This window comes from Geobacillus sp. Y412MC52 (assembly GCF_000174795.2).
GTDB classification, from domain to species: Bacteria; Bacillota; Bacilli; order Bacillales; family Anoxybacillaceae; genus Geobacillus; species Geobacillus thermoleovorans.
This window is the reverse complement of the sequence record NC_014915.1, coordinates 3,441,439-3,457,275: the sequence shown is the minus strand read 5'-3', so window position 1 is coordinate 3,457,275 and position 15,837 is coordinate 3,441,439. Positions and strand designations below refer to the sequence as shown.

Here is a 15,837-nt window from a genome sequence, read left to right as displayed (position 1 = left end):
GCGCTATATAGCGAACGAATGAAACGTTTCTTTCTGGGAAAGATAAACAAGGACCGGCCTTACATAAGGTCACCACAACCAATGGAAAGGAGCAGATAGGATGAAGAAAAAAGCGTTGCTGATCCGGCTGTTCAGCGCCCTTGTCGCCCTCTTTTTAGCGGCTGGATGCAATATGAACCGCGACAACAACAATCCGCCGCCGCCAAACAACCAAAACGATGTCAACGACCAAGACATGAACCCGGCTGATGACATCAACCAAAACGATAACGTCGACAACGACAAAGACAACGACGGCATCCCGGACACCCGCGATACCGATTTGAACGACAACCAAAACAATCAACTCCCGCCAGGAGACGACACGAACAACGGACCGGGCGACGATGAGCGCGATACGGTTCCGGACCGCGAAGACCCGATTGAAGATCCGCGGGATGCGAATGACAAAGACAATAAAGACGAATAGCGCAAACAAAGGCTGCCTGTCGGGCGGCCTTTTCATTTGGCCAAAATTAGTACTCATTTCGGCTAGCTATGTCCCTTTCTATTCGCTATAATGGGAATGTCGATTCATGTTCGAAAGATCGGGACAGAGGTCGAACACCGCGATGTCCTTGCGGGGAAAACACCCGCACAGCCCACCCATTCTACATCAGAAGGGGCGTACATTCAGCGAACGTCAAGCAAGACGGAGGCAAACAAGAGAGGGGGAACACGGATGGAAGAAACAATCAGCCTGCGCGAGCTGTTCGATACATTGCGCAAACGGCTTTGGCTCATCGTCCTGATCACCGCGCTTGCCACCGTTGTAAGCGGTGTGGTCAGCTACTTTATATTGACGCCGATTTACGAGGCGTCGACGCAAATTCTCGTCAACCAGGCGAAATCCGAGCAGCAGCTCTACAACTTCAATGAAATCCAAACGAACGTGCAGCTCATCAACACGTACAGCGTCATCATTAAAAGCCCGACGATTTTAGAAAAAGTGAAAGACGAGCTCCACCTCGACCGGACGCTTGACGAACTGAACGAACAAATCCAAGTCTCAAGCGAAAAAGACTCACAAGTGTTCTCTGTCACCGTCCAAGACCCAGATCCAGCCATGGCGGCCAAGATCGCCAACAAAACGGCGGAAGTGTTCAAAAACGAAATCGTCAAAATCATGAACATCGACAACGTCACCATTCTCTCGAAAGCGGAAGTGAAAGAGCATCAAGCTCCGGTCAAGCCGAAGCCGCTTCTCAACATGGCCATCGCCTTTGTCGTCGGCCTTATGACGGGTGTGGGACTTGCTTTTCTGCTTGAATATTTGGATAACACGATCAAAACGGAAGAAGATGTCGAAAAACATCTTGGCCTGCCGGTGCTCGGCGCGGTCAGTTTAATCACGGCTGAAGGCGGCCAAAAAGCGAGACGCGAATCCGCCATTCCACAAACAAGAGGTGAAACCATTGGCTCGTAAACCAGCAGCATCGATCCGCAAAGCGGAGCGGAGACTGATCACGGTCGACAACCCAAAATCGCCCATCGCGGAGCAATACCGAACGATCCGAACGAATATCCAATTTTCATTCATTGATGCGCCGCTCCGCTCCCTAATTGTCACGTCAACCGGACCTGGCGAAGGGAAATCGACCACCGCGGCGAACTTAGCGGTCGTCTTCGCCCAGCAAGGGAAAAGACATTGCTCATTGATGCCGACTTGCGCAAACCGACCGTCCATTACACGTTCCGCTTAAACAACTACAAAGGACTGACCAACGTCTTAACGGGTTCGGCGCCGCTTTTGCCGACGTGCCAAGCGACCGAAATCGACCACTTATCCATCTTAACGTCGGGCCCGATTCCGCCGAACCCGGCCGAGCTCCTCAGCTCGAACGCGATGGCGCAATGCCTCGAACAGCTGTATGAGACGTTTGACCTTGTCATCTTCGACACCCCGCCCGTCCTCGCCGTGACGGACGCACAAATTTTAGCCAACCAATGCGACGGCACGGTGCTGGTCATCGAAAGCGGCGGCACCGAAATCGAAGCGGCGGTCAAGGCGAAAGAACTGCTCGAAGCGGCCAACGCCAAACTGCTCGGCGTTGTCTTGAACAAGCGGAAGCACCGTGACGGCGGGTACTATTACTACTATCAATACAAGTAACCACAAACGGCTTCCCGACCGCGGGAAGCCGTTCTGATAGAGAAAAGGGGGAGAACCGTTGAGAAACTTCGTCCTCATCCTTTTGGTCACCGCCGCTTGCCTTGCCTTTCTCATCACTGGCCACTTGTACTGGGAGCGAAAAATCGAAGCCACGGTGCAAGCGGCGCGGGCGAAAGTCGAAACATCCGCCAAGCAGGAAACGGAGACGAGCCAAACGAAAGTGATCCTCGCCCGCGCTAGGCAGCTGCCAGCGGCCGCGCAAGCTGCCATCAAGCGGGCGGTGGAGGAACACCGTCCGATCCGCCTCGTCATCGCTGGCTCCGAATCGACGCCAGAGAACGGTGGCTGGCCTGAGCTGTTGAAACAAGCGCTCGATGACGCATACGGGAAAGGCGTGTTCCATATCACCGTCCACGAATACGACGGCTTGACCACCGCCGACGCCGACCGACAGCGCATCGCCGCCGACTGGGTCAAGGACAAGCCGGATCTTGTCCTGCTTGAGCCGTTTTTGTTAAACGACAACGGCGTCGTGACGATCGACGACACTCTTGCCCATATCAAATCGATCGTCGACGAGCTCAAATCGGCGGCCCCGAATGCAGTCGTGATCTTGCAGCCGCCGAACCCGATTTACAACGCGACCTACTATCCGCGGCAAGTCGAGCAGCTTGAAGCGTTCGCGAAAGAGAACGGTTATCCTTATATCAACCATTGGCCCGCCTGGCCGGATGCAAACAGCGAGGAACTGAACCGCTACGTCGACCCGCAAACCGACTTGCCGACCGAGGAAGGAGCCGCGCTTTGGGCCGATGCGCTCGCCAAGCGCTTCATCGCCCAATGAAAACGCGCACCTCTTAAGGTGCGCGTCTCATTTACTTCGCCGCCGTCGTTTTCAGCTCCAGATGCTCTTTCAACTCATTCGAAATCGCCAGCCGTTCGCTCTCTGGCACGATCAAGTAATAAATGCCATTGATTTTCGTCCCTTGTCCCGTAATATGCAGCTGCTTAATGTGCTTGCGGGCGTCTTTGTAATTCGCTTGAATTTCTTTCATTTCCTCAAATGTCAAGTTCGTTTTCACGTTTTTCCCGATCGCTGCGAGCACATCGCTGTAATTCGTGAGCGACGAGAAGCTGGCGCCTTTCTCAATAATCGCCTGAATGATCTGCTTTTGCCGGTCCTGGCGCCCGAAATCGCCGCGCGGGTCCTCTTTCCGCATGCGGGAGTATTTCAGCGCTTCGTCCCCGTTCAACGTAATCTCGCCTTTCGGAAAGTGCGTTCCTTCATACGTAAACGCGAACGGGTTGTTCACCGTCACACCGCCGACGGCATCGACAATGTCGCGGAAGCTTTCCATGTTGACTTTAATGTAATAGTCAATCGGAATATCCAAGAAATGCTCGACCGTCGCCATTGTCATCTCCACGCCGCCAAAGGCGTACGAGTGGTTGATTTTATCTTTCGTCCCTTTTCCGACGATCTCGGTCCTCGTGTCGCGCGGCACGCTCACCATGTCAATCGACTGCTTGTTCGGATTCACCGTCATCACAATGAGCGTATCCGCGCGCCCGCGATCCCCTTTGCGTTCATCAACGCCGATCAGCAAAATGGAAATCGGCGTCTTCCGTTCAAACGAAACGTTTTCTTTCCGCTTCTCCGACTTCCAGTTGACGTTCTCATGTATTTGGTTCGCCGTCTGTTTCACATGATGATAAATGGAATAGGCGAATATTCCTGCTCCAGCGAATAACACGACGAGCAATCCCGTCACCCAGCGGAGCCATGTTTTCTTCTTTTTTCGACGTTCTGCTCTCATGGGCACTCTTCCTTTTCCATTCAGAAATTTTCGTGCATACCATTTCGATTATAGACCGTTTTCGAAAAGAAGACAACTGACAGCCGCATTGGCTGGCGTTCCAGCTTGCCCCCTAATCGGTGGAATTTGTCTTCCATTTCGACAATGTTCGACAAATCTCATCCATTGATAGCCTGTTTTTCCTATGTTACCATAATAGATGTTTAATAGGTTTTTCCTATGTTTGTTACCATAATAGATGTTTAATAGAGCGAAAAAAGGAGGAGTGGACGATGATCGACATTCACAGCCATATTTTGCCTGGCGTTGACGACGGAGCGGCTGCGATGGAGAACGCCATCGCCATGGCGCAAGCCGCAGCCAAGGAGGGGATTACAACGATCATCGCCACTCCCCATCATCAAAATGGAACGTATGACAACCCAAGACCAGCCGTCCTTTCCTTGGCGGCGGAACTAAATGACGAATTGAAACGGCGCGGCATCGCCTTGAACGTGTTTCCAGGTCAAGAAGTGCGCATCCACGGCGACTTGCTTGACGGCCTTGCCCGAGGCGAGGTGATGACGCTTGCCGATACATCATACATGTTGATCGAATTTCCGCCCGATCATGTGCCGAAGTATGCGGAGCAACTCCTCTTTGATGCCCAAGTAAAAGGGTTTATCCCGATCATCGCCCATCCGGAGCGAAACGCCGAGATCATCGAAACCCCCGAGCGGCTTTACCAGCTCGTCAAACGCGGTGCCTTGGCCCAGCTGACGGCATCAAGCATTACGGGCCATTTCGGCAAGAAAATCAAAACGTTCTCGTTTCAGCTGATCGAAGCGAACTTGGCCCATTTCATCGCCTCGGACGCCCACAACACGAAAACGCGGCCGTTTCGCCTCCGCGAGGCGTACGAGGTGATCCGGAAAGAATACGGGACAGACATGGTGTACTACTTCCAAGAGAACGCCGAGCTGCTCGTTCGCGGCCAAGCCGTGTTCCGCGACGAACCACAGCGGGTGAAAAAGAAAAAGTTCCTTGGCCTCTTTTAGAAATAGTTGGCAGTATGATATAAAATAATTTAGAAATACTTCTTTTCTTTTGCCCGTTCGTTGTCGAAACATGGCTTGTTTCTTGTAGAACGATTCAGGATGATGTCGAACGGCATCCAATAGCGGCGGCCCTTTCTTTAAGACAGTTTGGCTCGCGCGGCAAGAGATTCATAGCGGCGGCTTCTTTGTCTTAAAGACAGGCCGTTTTCTTCGTTGATGCCGTTTCGTTCGGTGATGTCTCCTTACCGTTATCAATGGAGGCACTCGGCCATGCCGTGGGTGGGGACGATGACGGTCCTGGCACCTTAGACGCCCGTCGTCGAGGGTGTGGCGTGAGGGCGGGTTAGATGCCCGATTTTTCAATCGTTTTGACTCAATCAGTGATTATGAATCAGGCGTATCGTTTATAATAGTAGAAAGATAGAAGATTTGCAATCTGTAAAGAGAGGCGATACGCGCATGGAACAAACTTGGGCGTTAAAGGTCGAGCGATTTGGAAAGATCAAACAGGGGGAAATCGATATCGCCCCGTTGATGTTGTTTGTCGGCGACAACAACAGCGGCAAAAGCTATATGATGTCGCTTCTTTGGGGGGTATTGTCCGAGGGACGCAAACTGTTTCCGAAAGACCCTCCGAACACGTCCACGTATAAGGAAATCGATCGCTTTCTTGAATCGTCTATCGGCGATGACTGCCTCATCCAAGACCGTGAGACGCAGCTGTTTGTCCAATGGTTTAATGATGTTCTCAGAAACAAAAAAAGCGAGTTGGTTAGAACGATTTTTCGGCGCAAAATCCCGATCGGTTCGTTAAGCATCGAGCGGTACCGCCGTTCTGAACCGCTGCGAATCATCTTTGAAAAGAAAGATTCGCTCCAAGGCACTCGTTTTTCGACGGGGAAACACTATATTCGCATCCCGTATACGGATCGAAGCAAGGGACAAGCGACAGAGCGGTATCGCATGGCTCAATACATTACGTGGAATTTGCTTATGGATGGACTTACATCGCCGTTTTACCCGCCATCCAGACAAGGCGGCATCCAAGGGCGGGCCATTGGCGAAGCGCTGTATTTGCCCGCTTCGAGAACAGGGTTCATGTTGTCTTACAAGGCGCTGGTGCAAGAGATGATGGAACGGATGATCAACGAAGAACATGAGGAACCATCCCTTGATTTCACGTTGCCTGTCTATCGATTCTTGCAAGCGTTGTTGCGTTTGGAGGAAAGCGGACAGTCGAAATATGCGGACATCGGACGATTTATTGAAACCGAGATTGCCAACGGAACCATGGACCAAGAAAAAGGACCGATTCCATCGTTCTACTATTGCCCGCAAGGCAAACAAGAGCGCTTGCCGTTATACGTCACATCGTCGCTTGTGACCGAACTGTCGCCGCTCATTTTGTTTTTAAAATCAAAAGCAACGTACCGTTCGCTCTTTTTTGAAGAGGCAGAAGCGCATCTGCATCCACGCGTCCAGCGCATATTAGCGACAGCGCTTGTCAAGTTGGTCAACCGAGGCATGCCGGTATGGCTGACCACTCATAGCGACATTTTGTTCCAACAGGTGAACAATTTGATCAAACTTTACCAGCATCCAAAGAGAGAACAGTTGATGAAAACGTATGGTTATGTCGATGAGGACGCCATGGATCCGAAAAAGGTGAGGGCGTACCAGTTCCGCCTGCAAGGCCAAGACACGATCATTACGCCGCTCATTCCGACCGAAAACGGCTTTCCGGCGGAAACGTTCAATGAAGTCATTTTGCAGTTGAATGAAGAGACGTATGCATTCCAGATCGGGGAAGAGGATGGAGAGGATGAATAACCTCGAACAGCTTGAGCGAAGCTTTTATGAGAAAACGGGGGAAACAGGCGGAACGTTATATGTGATAGAGCAGGAAAAATCAGGAGAAGCACAATTAACGCTCCACTGTTCCAACGAAGCAGTCGTGTTTTCGATCAAACCCAACAGAGGGTTCCCTTATCTTCGAACAAAAAACACCCCCGATGGCATCGTCTTTGTCAAAAGAGAGGAACAACGTTGGGAACTGCACATTTTTGAATGTAAAAAAACAGTAAAAGTGAAGAGTTGGGAAAAGGCGAAACAGCAGTTTGCAGGAGGCATGCTTCATGCCTATATGTTAAGAGGGCTTTTGGATCTTCCGCCTTTTTCAAAAATATGTGTATACATGGCCTACCGGGATGAACATTTATCGAAAAACTCGCCAGATCCAGCTTTGTTTCGGCAGCCGGTGGGCAAACCCGTGAAGAAGCCGCCGTATGCGGACTGGGATGATCCAAGCCTTGGCATTTTGGGGCATGAAGTTCCTCATCAATGCATTCCACTGAATGACTCCGGACAAGGAGAATACACGTTGTAACGTTTCCCTGCCGCGCCATGCTATAATAGCGTCAAGGAGGTGAAACCATGAGCCAAGAGCTGAAAGAATTGCTTCGTTCCGTCTTGCAAGAAGAACTGAAACCAGTCCACGACAGGCTCGAGCGGTTGGAAGGCACAGTCGGACACATTCGCCAAGACGTATCCCAGCTTCAGAAGGAAGTCACCCAACTGCAAGAAGGTCAACGGACATTAGAAACCACGGTTTCCCAAATTCAAAAGGATGTTGCCCAGCTCCAAGAAGGGCAGAAGGCGTTGCAGCGTGATGTCATTCAGCTCCAAGAAGGCCAGAATGCATTGCAGCGTGATGTCGCCCAACTGCAAGAAGGCCAACGGACATTGGAAACGACGGTTTCCGAAATTCAAAAAGACATTATCCAGTTGCAAGAAGGCCAGAATGCATTGCAGCGTGAGATCGTCCAGCTCCAAGAAGGTCAACGGACATTGGAAACGACGGTCTCTCAAATCCAAAAAGACATCACCCAGCTGCAACAAGGCCAACAAAAATTAGAAAACGAGATGGCCGGCATGAAGCAGATGCAAGAACGAATCCTCGAAGAGCTGCGCATTTCCAAACATAATCAAGCCCTCATTTTAAACGATGTCACCAGCATCAGAAAATCCGTCGATGTCACCGTCTCGCACTTGCAGCGCCGATCCGATGTGATGTTCGACAAACTGATCGATCATGAAAAAGAAATTTTAAACCTGAAATCAAAAATGCCAAACTAAGTCCCAAAAAGGGGCTGTTTTTTATGCCCATATGCATCGGCGCATCGGCGCATCGGCGCAGCTGCGGTTGCACCGATGCGCGGGGGGCATATGAGCCAAAATACATAGGGGTTCCATCAATTGAAAAAAGTGCGCAAAGCGATGGTCTCGGCGGCGGGCTTAGGGACGCGCTTCCTCCCGGCGACGAAGGCGATGCCGAAGGAGATGCTGCCGATTGTCGACAAGCCGACGATCCAATACATCGTCGAAGAAGCCATCGCCTCAGGGATCGAAGACATCATCGTCACCGGCAAAGGAAAACGCGCCATCGAAGACCATTTCGACATCGCCTTCGAACTCGAGCAAAACCTTATCGAAAAAGGCAAATACGACCTGCTCGAAAAAGTGAAAGAACCGTCGAAAGTCGACATCCACTACATCCGGCAAAAAGAGCCGAAAGGGCTGGGCCACGCCGTCTGGTGCGCGCGCAACTTCATCGGCGACGAACCGTTCGCCGTGCTGCTTGGCGACGACATCGTCCAAGCTGACCCGCCGTGCTTGAAGCAGCTCATCGATCAATACGAACAAACATTGAGCTCGGTCATCGGCGTCAAACAAGTGCCCGACAACGAAACACACCGCTACGGCATCATCGACCCACTCGAACAGCACGGCCGCCGCTACCAAGTGCGCCAATTCGTTGAAAAACCAGCGCCAGGCACCGCGCCATCGAACTTAGCGATTATGGGAAGATACATACTCACGCCGGAAATCTTCCTCTTCCTTGAAAAACAAGAAGCTGGTGCTGGCGGGGAAATCCAGCTCACCGACGCGATCCAAAAACTCAACCAAATCCAGCGCGTCTTCGCCTACGAATTCGAAGGCAAACGCTACGACGTCGGCGAGAAGCTCGGATTCATCAAAACAACTATTGAACTGTAGATGAGCAAATTCACTAACATAAATTTACATCCAAACAAAAAAGGAGACATGAACCCGACTCCTTGGTTAAAATAGATGTGCTAACCAACCATTCACAAGGAGGTTCATGTCTCATGAATAGATTAGCACATCATCAAGGAATCCACAAGTTTTTCATGGCGTTGGGGTTGGCGCTTTATTTCTCGAAACCGGTCATCAAGCATCTCGTTCATATGGTGGATGCCTTGACTACCAAGGGATTTTCGGGAACGTTGACCGATGTCCATCACTGGAGTTTTCATCCCAACCATCGAACAACGCTCAGCCATTTTTTCACGAAAAGCCCTTGGGATGAAGAGACGTTGCTTCGCAAACTCCAGCAATGGATCCTTCATCGCATCGAGCGAATCGCCAAACGGGAGAATCAACCCCTTTTTGTTTCGATTGATGATACCATTTGCCAAAAAACGAAGCCTTCGTCACGGGCTGCACACGCCATTCAAGGGTGTGATTGGCATTTCTCTCACAAAGATCATCAATCGGTCTGGGGGCATTCGCTCGTTTGGCTGATGGTGCACACCATGACTCAGGCATTCCCGTTCGCGTTTCGTCTTTATGATAAGACGGCGGGAACAAGCAAAGTCGACCTAGCGATGGAGATGCTTTCTTCGCTCAAGGTGAAGCCGGATCATCCGGTGTATGTGCTCATGGATTCATGGTATCCGTCCAAAGAGCTCATCGAAGCCTGCCTGAAAAAGGGATTCCATGTCATCGCGATGCTCAAGACGAACCGAATTCTCTACCCGAAAGGCATCGCCGTCCAAGCGAAGCAGTTCGCCCGCTATCTCGAACCGCGAGACACCCGCCTCGTCACGGTGGGGAACGAGCGCTATCGTGTCTATCGCTACGAAGGCGCGCTCAATGGTCTCGATGATGCGGTGGTGCTGCTTACTTGGAAGGCTGATCAGCCGATGACACCCGAACATCTTCATGGCGTCTTGAGCACCGATCGGGAGCTGAGTGACGAAGACATCTTGCGTTACTATGCCCAACGCTGGTCGATCGAATGCTTTTTCCGGCAGGTAAAAGACCAGCTGAAGCTCGATGGGTACCGTGTTCGTCACATTCGGGCGGTCAAACGGTATTGGGTGACCGTTTTGTTGGCTTGCGTGTACAGCATAGCGGAATCCCAACAAGACATCTCTGCCGGGCTGAACCTTCTTCGGACTCGGAAAGGACACAGCCTGATTGAGTTCATTTACGACGCGGCGAAGCAAGATATTCCCATTGATGTTGTCAAAAAACAGCTCCATGTCGCCTAAGGGGTACCCTGTTTGTCTCTTAATACATGGAAATTATTGTAATGAAAAATGCTCATCTACAGTAGTGAAGCTGGTGGCCTGTTAAGGAAGTTACGCTTCCGATAACCATTAGTATTTTTTTAGTTTCAAGCTGTTGGTGGAAGTAAAATCTTGCATAATACGCTGTTAAAGGGCCAGGATCAACCGGAACGATGATGTGATCTCTGATCTTCACCATCGCCAGGGCAATGGTTTCGATATGTTCATCGTTGACGGCATCGATGACAATGATCCGGTTTCCCCGTTCGATTTCTTCCTTCAGACGGCAGAAGATGCGTTCTGCGCCGGAAAGGACGACATCCAGTCCGATCAGTGCGACGGGATGGATGCTTTGCTGCTGAATAAGAGCCGGAACGAATGACTGATCAACAGGTGTCAGCGGATCTTTGGCCACGTCTGTCTCTTGAACAGGGATGCCGTCAACGAGCAAATATCCTCCCGTGGTCATCCTCCCTGAATCAGGGAATGAAGGAACGACGACAGCGACAGAACGATCGCCGAGTTCGTGCAAAACCGTGTCGATTTCGAGCCCAATATTTCCACGGACGGTGCTATCAATTCGCTTGCAAATGATCTTAACGTTCCGCTGTTTAAAATAGTTGACAGCCTGACGGACCCGATTCTCCGCTATTTCTTTTGGAGAATAGCGGCTGTCCGTGTCAATGCAGATGGCATCGTACTTTTCGATATCGGTTAACGAGGCATTTCCCACAAAGGTTGCTGTTTTGAATCCTTGCTTGGCCAATCGGACGCCTGTCGCGTTAGCGCCGGTCAGGTCATCAGCGATGACTCCGATTTTCATAACGATTGTCCCTCCCCCCCCCCCCCGTCTGTGTAGTGCCAAGATTGGTTATATCACCTCCTCACGCTTCTCTAGTTGAGCAATGGCTTCAGTCTAGGAGGCCGGTGAAAAACAGTTGTCACGAGCAAATCAGCGGTATTTGGCTAAAAAAGAAGGCTGATTTCGCAAGGTTTTTCTAGTTGAGAAACAAATGGGAATAGCAGTATTTTGTACTAAATCACCAGCCCTCTAGGAAGGGTCATTGAAATGGCTCCGGGTTGACGGCAATGATATAGGTATGTTCACTGTATTGGCATTGGTCTTCTTGGTGCAGCCCTGTATCAGTGATAATTCCTTCCAGTTCTGAGAGTGGGCAGACGAGAGAAAATGATTTCTGATTGAACTTGCTGGAGTCAACAAGCAGCCAAGTTGACTCGGCGGCTTGCATCATCAGCTTTTTAATCAACGATTTTTCAAATGTTGGAGCTGTGACTCCTGAGGCGATATCGACTGCATGAGCACCTAAAAAGAAGAGATCGGCGCGAATATTTTTTAGTAGTTCTTGAGTTGGCCAACCATACAATGTGCCAATTTGGTTTTGCAATTCTCCTCCAGTGACGATCACCTTTAATGAACTTTCCATTAGCTCGGCCGCAATTTTGATATCATTGGTGACTACAGTTAGATCTTCTCGATGTTTGATCAGTTTTGCGACCTCAAAAGTAGTTGTTCCAGAATCCAAGATAATGCTCGCGTTTTCAGGTATGAACTCAACTGCCTTGCGAGCAATGGCCTGTTTCTGCCCTATATTTTTCTCTTTTTTCGCGGAGTAAGGCGTCTCTTGAATCAGTGATTGCGGATGAATGGCTCCTCCATGGGTGCGTACAACCTTCCCTTCCCTTTCCAGGAAAGCCAAATCCCTTCTGATTGTCATAGTGGATACGTTTAATTGTTGCGACAGTTTTTCAATATCGACCTTGCCTTGAGTCATTAGCTGCCTTTCAATCCATTCACGTCGTTCCTTTGGTAACATATGTTTCATCCCTCAGTTAGTTTGTTTGATTTTTTCATATTGTTGTTAATTTGTAACAAAATTTTATTATTTTTTGTTCACTTTTGTCAACCATAAATTCTAAATTTTTTAAAAAGTAACGACTATACGTTGGGTAAATAGTAAAAAATGATTGTGTGTTGGATGATCCTTAAAGAAGTTCCTTATCGGGAATTGTACGTTCTGCACACGAACCGGAAGGAAATCAATATTTCCGAACGGAAATGGACGGGGGGGCGAGGGGATGATGCCGCTCCAAGTAGAGGACGGGTTGTTGCTCACGGCATTGCGGCTCACACATCAAGGGAAGACGATAGAGTTCCGCAGGGCGTTGGTTGATACTGGATCAACAGGGACGATCGTCTGTGCGGATCAGGCCGCGAAGATGGGGATTGTTCCGGGAGAGCATGATAGTCATTTATCGATTTTGATTGGAGAAACAACAGAAGTTCGAACCTTGCCAAGCAGCAAAGGAACGGTCAAAAAGCCGCACGGTCGCGGCTTTTTGGCGTTATGAGGACGGCGGCTGATGGTTGTCCATTTCCTTCGCGAGGTCGGCGACTTCGGCGACGGTCAGCCCGATTCGCTTTGTTGTTTCCGGCATCAGGAACATCATTTTGGGAGGAAGTGATAACAAGGAATGCTTGTTTCGTTTTGATCGGCTCTGCGGTTTGTTATTGGCGACCGGCAAAATAGAGAAATGACTTTGTTGTGCTTTTAGGAAGACGATGCGGTCTAAATCATCTGTTGATTAAGTCATTCAATTCTTGGAGCATGCCCGTGAATATTGGGTCATGATGAATGGTGTCATATATGCTCGGGGAAATGGTGATATAATCATTTGATAAAAGATTCAGCAGTCTATGTTCGTGTTGAGGAAACAGAAGAGGATAAAGCGCAAAATCTTTTATATTGGCTGTGACGAGAATGCAGTCGTATTGCCAAGCGGTTAGCAGGATACGGGCATCAGACACGCTGCCGTATTCCATGTCTCTCATGGCATTGATTTTCCTCTGGTATTCAGAGCGAATATAAGCCGCCATTTTCCTTACTTGATGTTCCATATCGGGAGTTGTCCAATCGGGAATCGTTATCGTTATATTTTCCAACAATTCCGAGATCCGTTGCCTTTCCTTTTCGCCAAGTGTGTAGGATTGCAATTCAAGCTCTCGGATGACTTCTTTAGGGATATAGAGCACAGCCTCTTCATGGCGAACTTCCTGCAAAACATCTTTCCAAAAACGCTTGGCGGCTTTTTTGTGGTTCGTGTGGGCAGATGGGCTTGACTTGTATCGGAATACGTTTGTATCCAGCAAATATGCTTTTGTTTCCGTGCCGTTTCCGCTCATGAAGAACTTTCTCCTATTCTCCAAACTCTTTTTCCATTTTTTCCGCGATACGAATCGACTGGCTTTTCAGCTGTTCTCTCATTTGGAGAAATGAAGGCCAGTTTGGGTGGTGAAAAAACTGTGCGGCCGGGATGATCCATTTTCCACTGTCTCCAAGCCGTTGGTAAGCCTCGATTTTTCCTTCTGCGCAATAACGGCGCACCATTTGCGGCGTGACATCAAGCAGAAGAGCCACATCGCGGACATGGAGATCATCTGGAATTGTTTGTTCCGCCATTTCGGTAAGAATATGCCGTACGCTCTGTTTTTCCTGGTCGCTTAGGTTGGAATAGATTTCTTTTTTTCGCTTCTCAAGTTCAAGCGACTGTTGGACCAATTCTACATAACGTCGAACGTTGTCGCTTAGTACAGTTTCGTGAAGAGGTGGGGGGGCTGTCTTTCGGGTTTCTGTTTTGCGGGACAAAGTACTCATTTTTCTTTCCCTCCTTGATGTTTATATCCATTATACTATTTTGGCTGGAGAAACAAAAGAAAAAAAGGAAACAAAAGAAATTGAGATCTTGCCAAGCAGCAAAGGGAAGATGAAAAGAGCCGCGCGGTTGCGGCTCTTTTGTGCTGCCTATTTGTCCATTTCCTTTGCAAGGTCGGCGACTTCGGCGACGGTCAGGCCGGTCCGTTTCGCCACTTCGTGGATGGGCAAGACATCAAGGAAGTTTTTGGCGATTTCAATGGCTTTCTGTTTTTCGGCTTGCTTAACCGCTTGCTCTTTTTCCTGCATCACTTTCTTCAACATTTCTTCTCTTTCTTGTTCAAGTTCTTCGACTAACAGGCGAAACACTTTGTTCATTTTGATCCACTCCTTTACTTTTTCGGCGTATGACCGGTCGATGAATTTGTCTGTGGCGGTCAGAACGCCAGCGATGATGTGCAGCTGTTTCGGTTCGTCGCCGATCGCTTTCGCCAGCTCGATCGTTTTTTCGATCATCGTTTGCCGGTCAAAGCGGGTGTGCATGAGCGGCACGAGGATGAGTTTCATCGTTTCTTCCGGAGTGAGCGGTTCGCCGTTGTGGACTTTTTCTTCAATGGCATGGAAAATCGCGTCGCCGTTGAATTCGCCAAGCAGCACCGCTTTGGATGAAAGAAACACATCGCCGGCGTCAAGTTGTTCGCGGGCGCTCGTGACATCGCTTGTGTAGATCACAACGATGCGAATCGGGCGTATTCGTTTTTCCTGTTGATAGTATGTGTGAAGGATGCGGCAGGCATAATCAAGATACTTTAAATGGTTGTCGAGAAATCGTTCATTGCTTTCGTACTCCAGAAGCAAAATGGAATCGTCTTCGAGAAGAAACACAGTGTCGGCGCGCCGTTCATCCGCCCGTACAGACGGAAATTCGGTTGGAAGCAGTGCTTTGATCCGCGGGAGTCCGTGAAGTCCGTATACATCGAGGGCTTGGTTTTGGTACAATGCGCTCAGCGACTTGAACAAAATGTCTTTGGCGTGATGCGAGATCCCGCCTGGCATCGTCTCCACTCCATTCGCTTTTTATCTCAATTATACTACTTGCCCGATCGGTTGTCAGCTGCCATCGTGAGCGGAAACACGGTGTTCGTTCGATGGGAGTGAATGACATCTTCCTGAAAAATCAAACGGGTTGCGACCCGGAACAGATGGATGAATGGCGCTGTTTTGCCCTCACGGCCGGATGAACACCTCTGTTCCGTTCGGGACGATGGAGGCGAGTTCGAGCACGTCTTTGTTATGCATGCGGATGCAGCCTTTGGATACGTATTTGCCGATGGAGGATGGGTCGTTTGTGCCGTGGATGCCGTAGTGGAGTTTGGATAAGCTTAGCCACATCGCGCCGAACGGCCCGCCTGGGTTCGGCTGGCGGTTGACGATGACAAAGTCGCCGACGGGGGTGGCGGTGACCATTTTGCCGACGCCGATCGGATACGTGCGGATCGTTCGTCCCCGGTGTTTTAACGTCAGCTGGCGGCGGCTGATCGAGATGTGGATCGTGTAGGGAATCGATCCTTTCGGCGGAAGGTGGGGGATGACGATCTCCTGCCCGGGAAAGATGACGGACGCGGCGGTCAAACCATTGGCGCGAAGGAGCGCCTCAACAGATGTGCGGTAGTCGCGGGCGATGGAGGCGATCGTTTCCCCGCGTTTGACGATATGTTTGTACATGGCATTTCGCTCCTTTTTTTCGCTGGATGGAGAAAACAGCTCCGATTGATGATACATTAG

Annotated in this window: 17 protein-coding genes and 1 pseudogene; 11 read left to right on the top strand and 7 right to left on the bottom strand. The window is 50.0% G+C overall.

The genetic code is table 11. From position 1 onward, the window contains the following. Nucleotides 1-100 precede the first annotated feature (100 nt). From GYMC52_RS17075 to GYMC52_RS17060, 4 genes and pseudogenes are all read left to right on the top strand, one after another. Nucleotides 101-469 (top strand): hypothetical protein, encoded by a 369-nt coding sequence (locus tag GYMC52_RS17075; protein ID WP_013524790.1) that lies wholly within the window; start codon nucleotides 101-103, stop codon nucleotides 467-469. Between the two features lie 252 nt (nucleotides 470-721). Further along, on the top strand, nucleotides 722-1,465 hold the full coding sequence (locus tag GYMC52_RS17070; RefSeq protein ID WP_013146583.1) for a YveK family protein: 744 nt from the start codon (nucleotides 722-724) through the stop codon (nucleotides 1,463-1,465). Continuing rightward, nucleotides 1,455-2,152 (top strand): annotated as a pseudogene (locus GYMC52_RS17065) (CpsD/CapB family tyrosine-protein kinase). Before GYMC52_RS17070 ends, GYMC52_RS17065 begins: the two are co-directional and overlap by 11 nt. A gap of 58 nt (nucleotides 2,153-2,210) precedes the next feature. After that, nucleotides 2,211-2,996 (top strand): SGNH/GDSL hydrolase family protein, encoded by a 786-nt coding sequence (locus tag GYMC52_RS17060; RefSeq protein WP_013524789.1) that lies wholly within the window; start codon nucleotides 2,211-2,213, stop codon nucleotides 2,994-2,996. Between the two features lie 31 nt (nucleotides 2,997-3,027). Here the strand turns inward: GYMC52_RS17060 and GYMC52_RS17055 are convergent, their stop codons facing one another. Then, nucleotides 3,028-3,969 carry a LytR family transcriptional regulator gene (locus GYMC52_RS17055; RefSeq protein WP_013524788.1) on the bottom strand — a complete coding sequence of 314 codons (942 nt, stop codon included), beginning with the start codon at nucleotides 3,967-3,969 and terminating at the stop codon, nucleotides 3,028-3,030. 272 nt (nucleotides 3,970-4,241) lie between these two features. Between GYMC52_RS17055 and GYMC52_RS17050 the strand changes: the two genes are divergently transcribed. The 6 genes from GYMC52_RS17050 to GYMC52_RS17025 all read left to right on the top strand — a co-directional run bounded on the left by GYMC52_RS17050 (nucleotide 4,242) and on the right by GYMC52_RS17025 (nucleotide 10,363). Then, the gene (locus GYMC52_RS17050; RefSeq protein ID WP_013524787.1) at nucleotides 4,242-5,006 is read left to right on the top strand and encodes a tyrosine-protein phosphatase; all 765 of its coding nucleotides are present in this window, start codon (nucleotides 4,242-4,244) and stop codon (nucleotides 5,004-5,006) included. Between the two features lie 459 nt (nucleotides 5,007-5,465). After that, complete coding sequence (locus GYMC52_RS17045) at nucleotides 5,466-6,836, top strand: AAA family ATPase (protein WP_013524786.1); 1,371 nt, start codon at nucleotides 5,466-5,468, stop codon at nucleotides 6,834-6,836. After that, on the top strand, nucleotides 6,829-7,392 hold the full coding sequence (locus GYMC52_RS17040; RefSeq protein WP_013524785.1) for a hypothetical protein: 564 nt from the start codon (nucleotides 6,829-6,831) through the stop codon (nucleotides 7,390-7,392). The genes GYMC52_RS17045 and GYMC52_RS17040 overlap by 8 nt, the downstream gene beginning before the upstream one ends. Nucleotides 7,393-7,439: 47 nt before the next feature. Beyond that, nucleotides 7,440-8,141: a hypothetical protein gene (locus GYMC52_RS17035; protein WP_013524784.1), complete on the top strand. Its 702-nt coding sequence runs from the start codon at nucleotides 7,440-7,442 to the stop codon at nucleotides 8,139-8,141. 120 nt (nucleotides 8,142-8,261) lie between these two features. Then, nucleotides 8,262-9,062 carry a UTP--glucose-1-phosphate uridylyltransferase GalU gene (galU, locus tag GYMC52_RS17030; RefSeq protein ID WP_013524783.1) on the top strand — a complete coding sequence of 267 codons (801 nt, stop codon included), beginning with the start codon at nucleotides 8,262-8,264 and terminating at the stop codon, nucleotides 9,060-9,062. A 113-nt stretch (nucleotides 9,063-9,175) separates the two neighbouring features. Continuing rightward, nucleotides 9,176-10,363, top strand: coding sequence for an IS701 family transposase (locus GYMC52_RS17025; RefSeq protein ID WP_013524701.1), 1,188 nt, complete (start codon nucleotides 9,176-9,178; stop codon nucleotides 10,361-10,363). A 52-nt stretch (nucleotides 10,364-10,415) separates the two neighbouring features. Here GYMC52_RS17025 and GYMC52_RS17020 read toward each other — a convergent pair whose 3' ends face one another. Next, entirely contained in the window at nucleotides 10,416-11,204 is a 789-nt protein-coding gene (locus GYMC52_RS17020) for a four-carbon acid sugar kinase family protein (RefSeq protein WP_013524782.1), read from the bottom strand. Between the two features lie 238 nt (nucleotides 11,205-11,442). Next, nucleotides 11,443-12,216, bottom strand: a complete 774-nt coding sequence (locus tag GYMC52_RS17015) for a DeoR/GlpR family DNA-binding transcription regulator (RefSeq protein WP_013524781.1) — start codon at nucleotides 12,214-12,216, stop codon at nucleotides 11,443-11,445. A 262-nt stretch (nucleotides 12,217-12,478) separates the two neighbouring features. Between GYMC52_RS17015 and GYMC52_RS17010 the strand changes: the two genes are divergently transcribed. After that, on the top strand, nucleotides 12,479-12,751 hold the full coding sequence (locus GYMC52_RS17010) for a hypothetical protein (RefSeq protein ID WP_230982721.1): 273 nt from the start codon (nucleotides 12,479-12,481) through the stop codon (nucleotides 12,749-12,751). A 223-nt stretch (nucleotides 12,752-12,974) separates the two neighbouring features. Here the strand turns inward: GYMC52_RS17010 and GYMC52_RS17005 are convergent, their stop codons facing one another. The 4 genes from GYMC52_RS17005 to GYMC52_RS16990 form a co-directional block, all read right to left on the bottom strand. Continuing rightward, nucleotides 12,975-13,583, bottom strand: coding sequence for a DUF4411 family protein (locus tag GYMC52_RS17005; RefSeq protein WP_013524779.1), 609 nt, complete (start codon nucleotides 13,581-13,583; stop codon nucleotides 12,975-12,977). A 13-nt stretch (nucleotides 13,584-13,596) separates the two neighbouring features. Then, nucleotides 13,597-14,055, bottom strand: a complete 459-nt coding sequence (locus GYMC52_RS17000) for a helix-turn-helix domain-containing protein (RefSeq protein WP_013524778.1) — start codon at nucleotides 14,053-14,055, stop codon at nucleotides 13,597-13,599. Between the two features lie 147 nt (nucleotides 14,056-14,202). Then, complete coding sequence (locus tag GYMC52_RS16995) at nucleotides 14,203-15,108, bottom strand: hypothetical protein (RefSeq protein WP_013524777.1); 906 nt, start codon at nucleotides 15,106-15,108, stop codon at nucleotides 14,203-14,205. 171 nt (nucleotides 15,109-15,279) lie between these two features. Continuing rightward, nucleotides 15,280-15,777 (bottom strand): L,D-transpeptidase family protein, encoded by a 498-nt coding sequence (locus tag GYMC52_RS16990; RefSeq protein ID WP_013524776.1) that lies wholly within the window; start codon nucleotides 15,775-15,777, stop codon nucleotides 15,280-15,282. Between the last annotated feature and the right edge of the window lie 60 nt (nucleotides 15,778-15,837).

What these genes read in the sequence shown, in the direction of transcription:
- GYMC52_RS17055 (WP_013524788.1), bottom strand. Translation starts at nt 3,969, where the DNA reads ATGAGAGCAGAACGTCGAAAAAAGAAGAAAACATGGCTCCGCTGGGTG.
- GYMC52_RS17015 (WP_013524781.1), bottom strand. Translation starts at nt 12,216, where the DNA reads ATGTTACCAAAGGAACGACGTGAATGGATTGAAAGGCAGCTAATGACT.
- GYMC52_RS17020 (WP_013524782.1), bottom strand. Translation starts at nt 11,204, where the DNA reads ATGAAAATCGGAGTCATCGCTGATGACCTGACCGGCGCTAACGCGACA.
- GYMC52_RS17035 (WP_013524784.1), top strand. Translation starts at nt 7,440, where the DNA reads ATGAGCCAAGAGCTGAAAGAATTGCTTCGTTCCGTCTTGCAAGAAGAA.
- GYMC52_RS17075 (WP_013524790.1), top strand. Translation starts at nt 101, where the DNA reads ATGAAGAAAAAAGCGTTGCTGATCCGGCTGTTCAGCGCCCTTGTCGCC.
- GYMC52_RS17045 (WP_013524786.1), top strand. Translation starts at nt 5,466, where the DNA reads ATGGAACAAACTTGGGCGTTAAAGGTCGAGCGATTTGGAAAGATCAAA.
- GYMC52_RS17070 (WP_013146583.1), top strand. Translation starts at nt 722, where the DNA reads ATGGAAGAAACAATCAGCCTGCGCGAGCTGTTCGATACATTGCGCAAA.
- GYMC52_RS17050 (WP_013524787.1), top strand. Translation starts at nt 4,242, where the DNA reads ATGATCGACATTCACAGCCATATTTTGCCTGGCGTTGACGACGGAGCG.
- GYMC52_RS17025 (WP_013524701.1), top strand. Translation starts at nt 9,176, where the DNA reads ATGAATAGATTAGCACATCATCAAGGAATCCACAAGTTTTTCATGGCG.
- GYMC52_RS17000 (WP_013524778.1), bottom strand. Translation starts at nt 14,055, where the DNA reads ATGAGTACTTTGTCCCGCAAAACAGAAACCCGAAAGACAGCCCCCCCA.
- GYMC52_RS17005 (WP_013524779.1), bottom strand. Translation starts at nt 13,583, where the DNA reads ATGAGCGGAAACGGCACGGAAACAAAAGCATATTTGCTGGATACAAAC.
- GYMC52_RS16990 (WP_013524776.1), bottom strand. Translation starts at nt 15,777, where the DNA reads ATGTACAAACATATCGTCAAACGCGGGGAAACGATCGCCTCCATCGCC.
- GYMC52_RS16995 (WP_013524777.1), bottom strand. Translation starts at nt 15,108, where the DNA reads ATGCCAGGCGGGATCTCGCATCACGCCAAAGACATTTTGTTCAAGTCG.
- GYMC52_RS17040 (WP_013524785.1), top strand. Translation starts at nt 6,829, where the DNA reads ATGAATAACCTCGAACAGCTTGAGCGAAGCTTTTATGAGAAAACGGGG.
- GYMC52_RS17010 (WP_230982721.1), top strand. Translation starts at nt 12,479, where the DNA reads ATGATGCCGCTCCAAGTAGAGGACGGGTTGTTGCTCACGGCATTGCGG.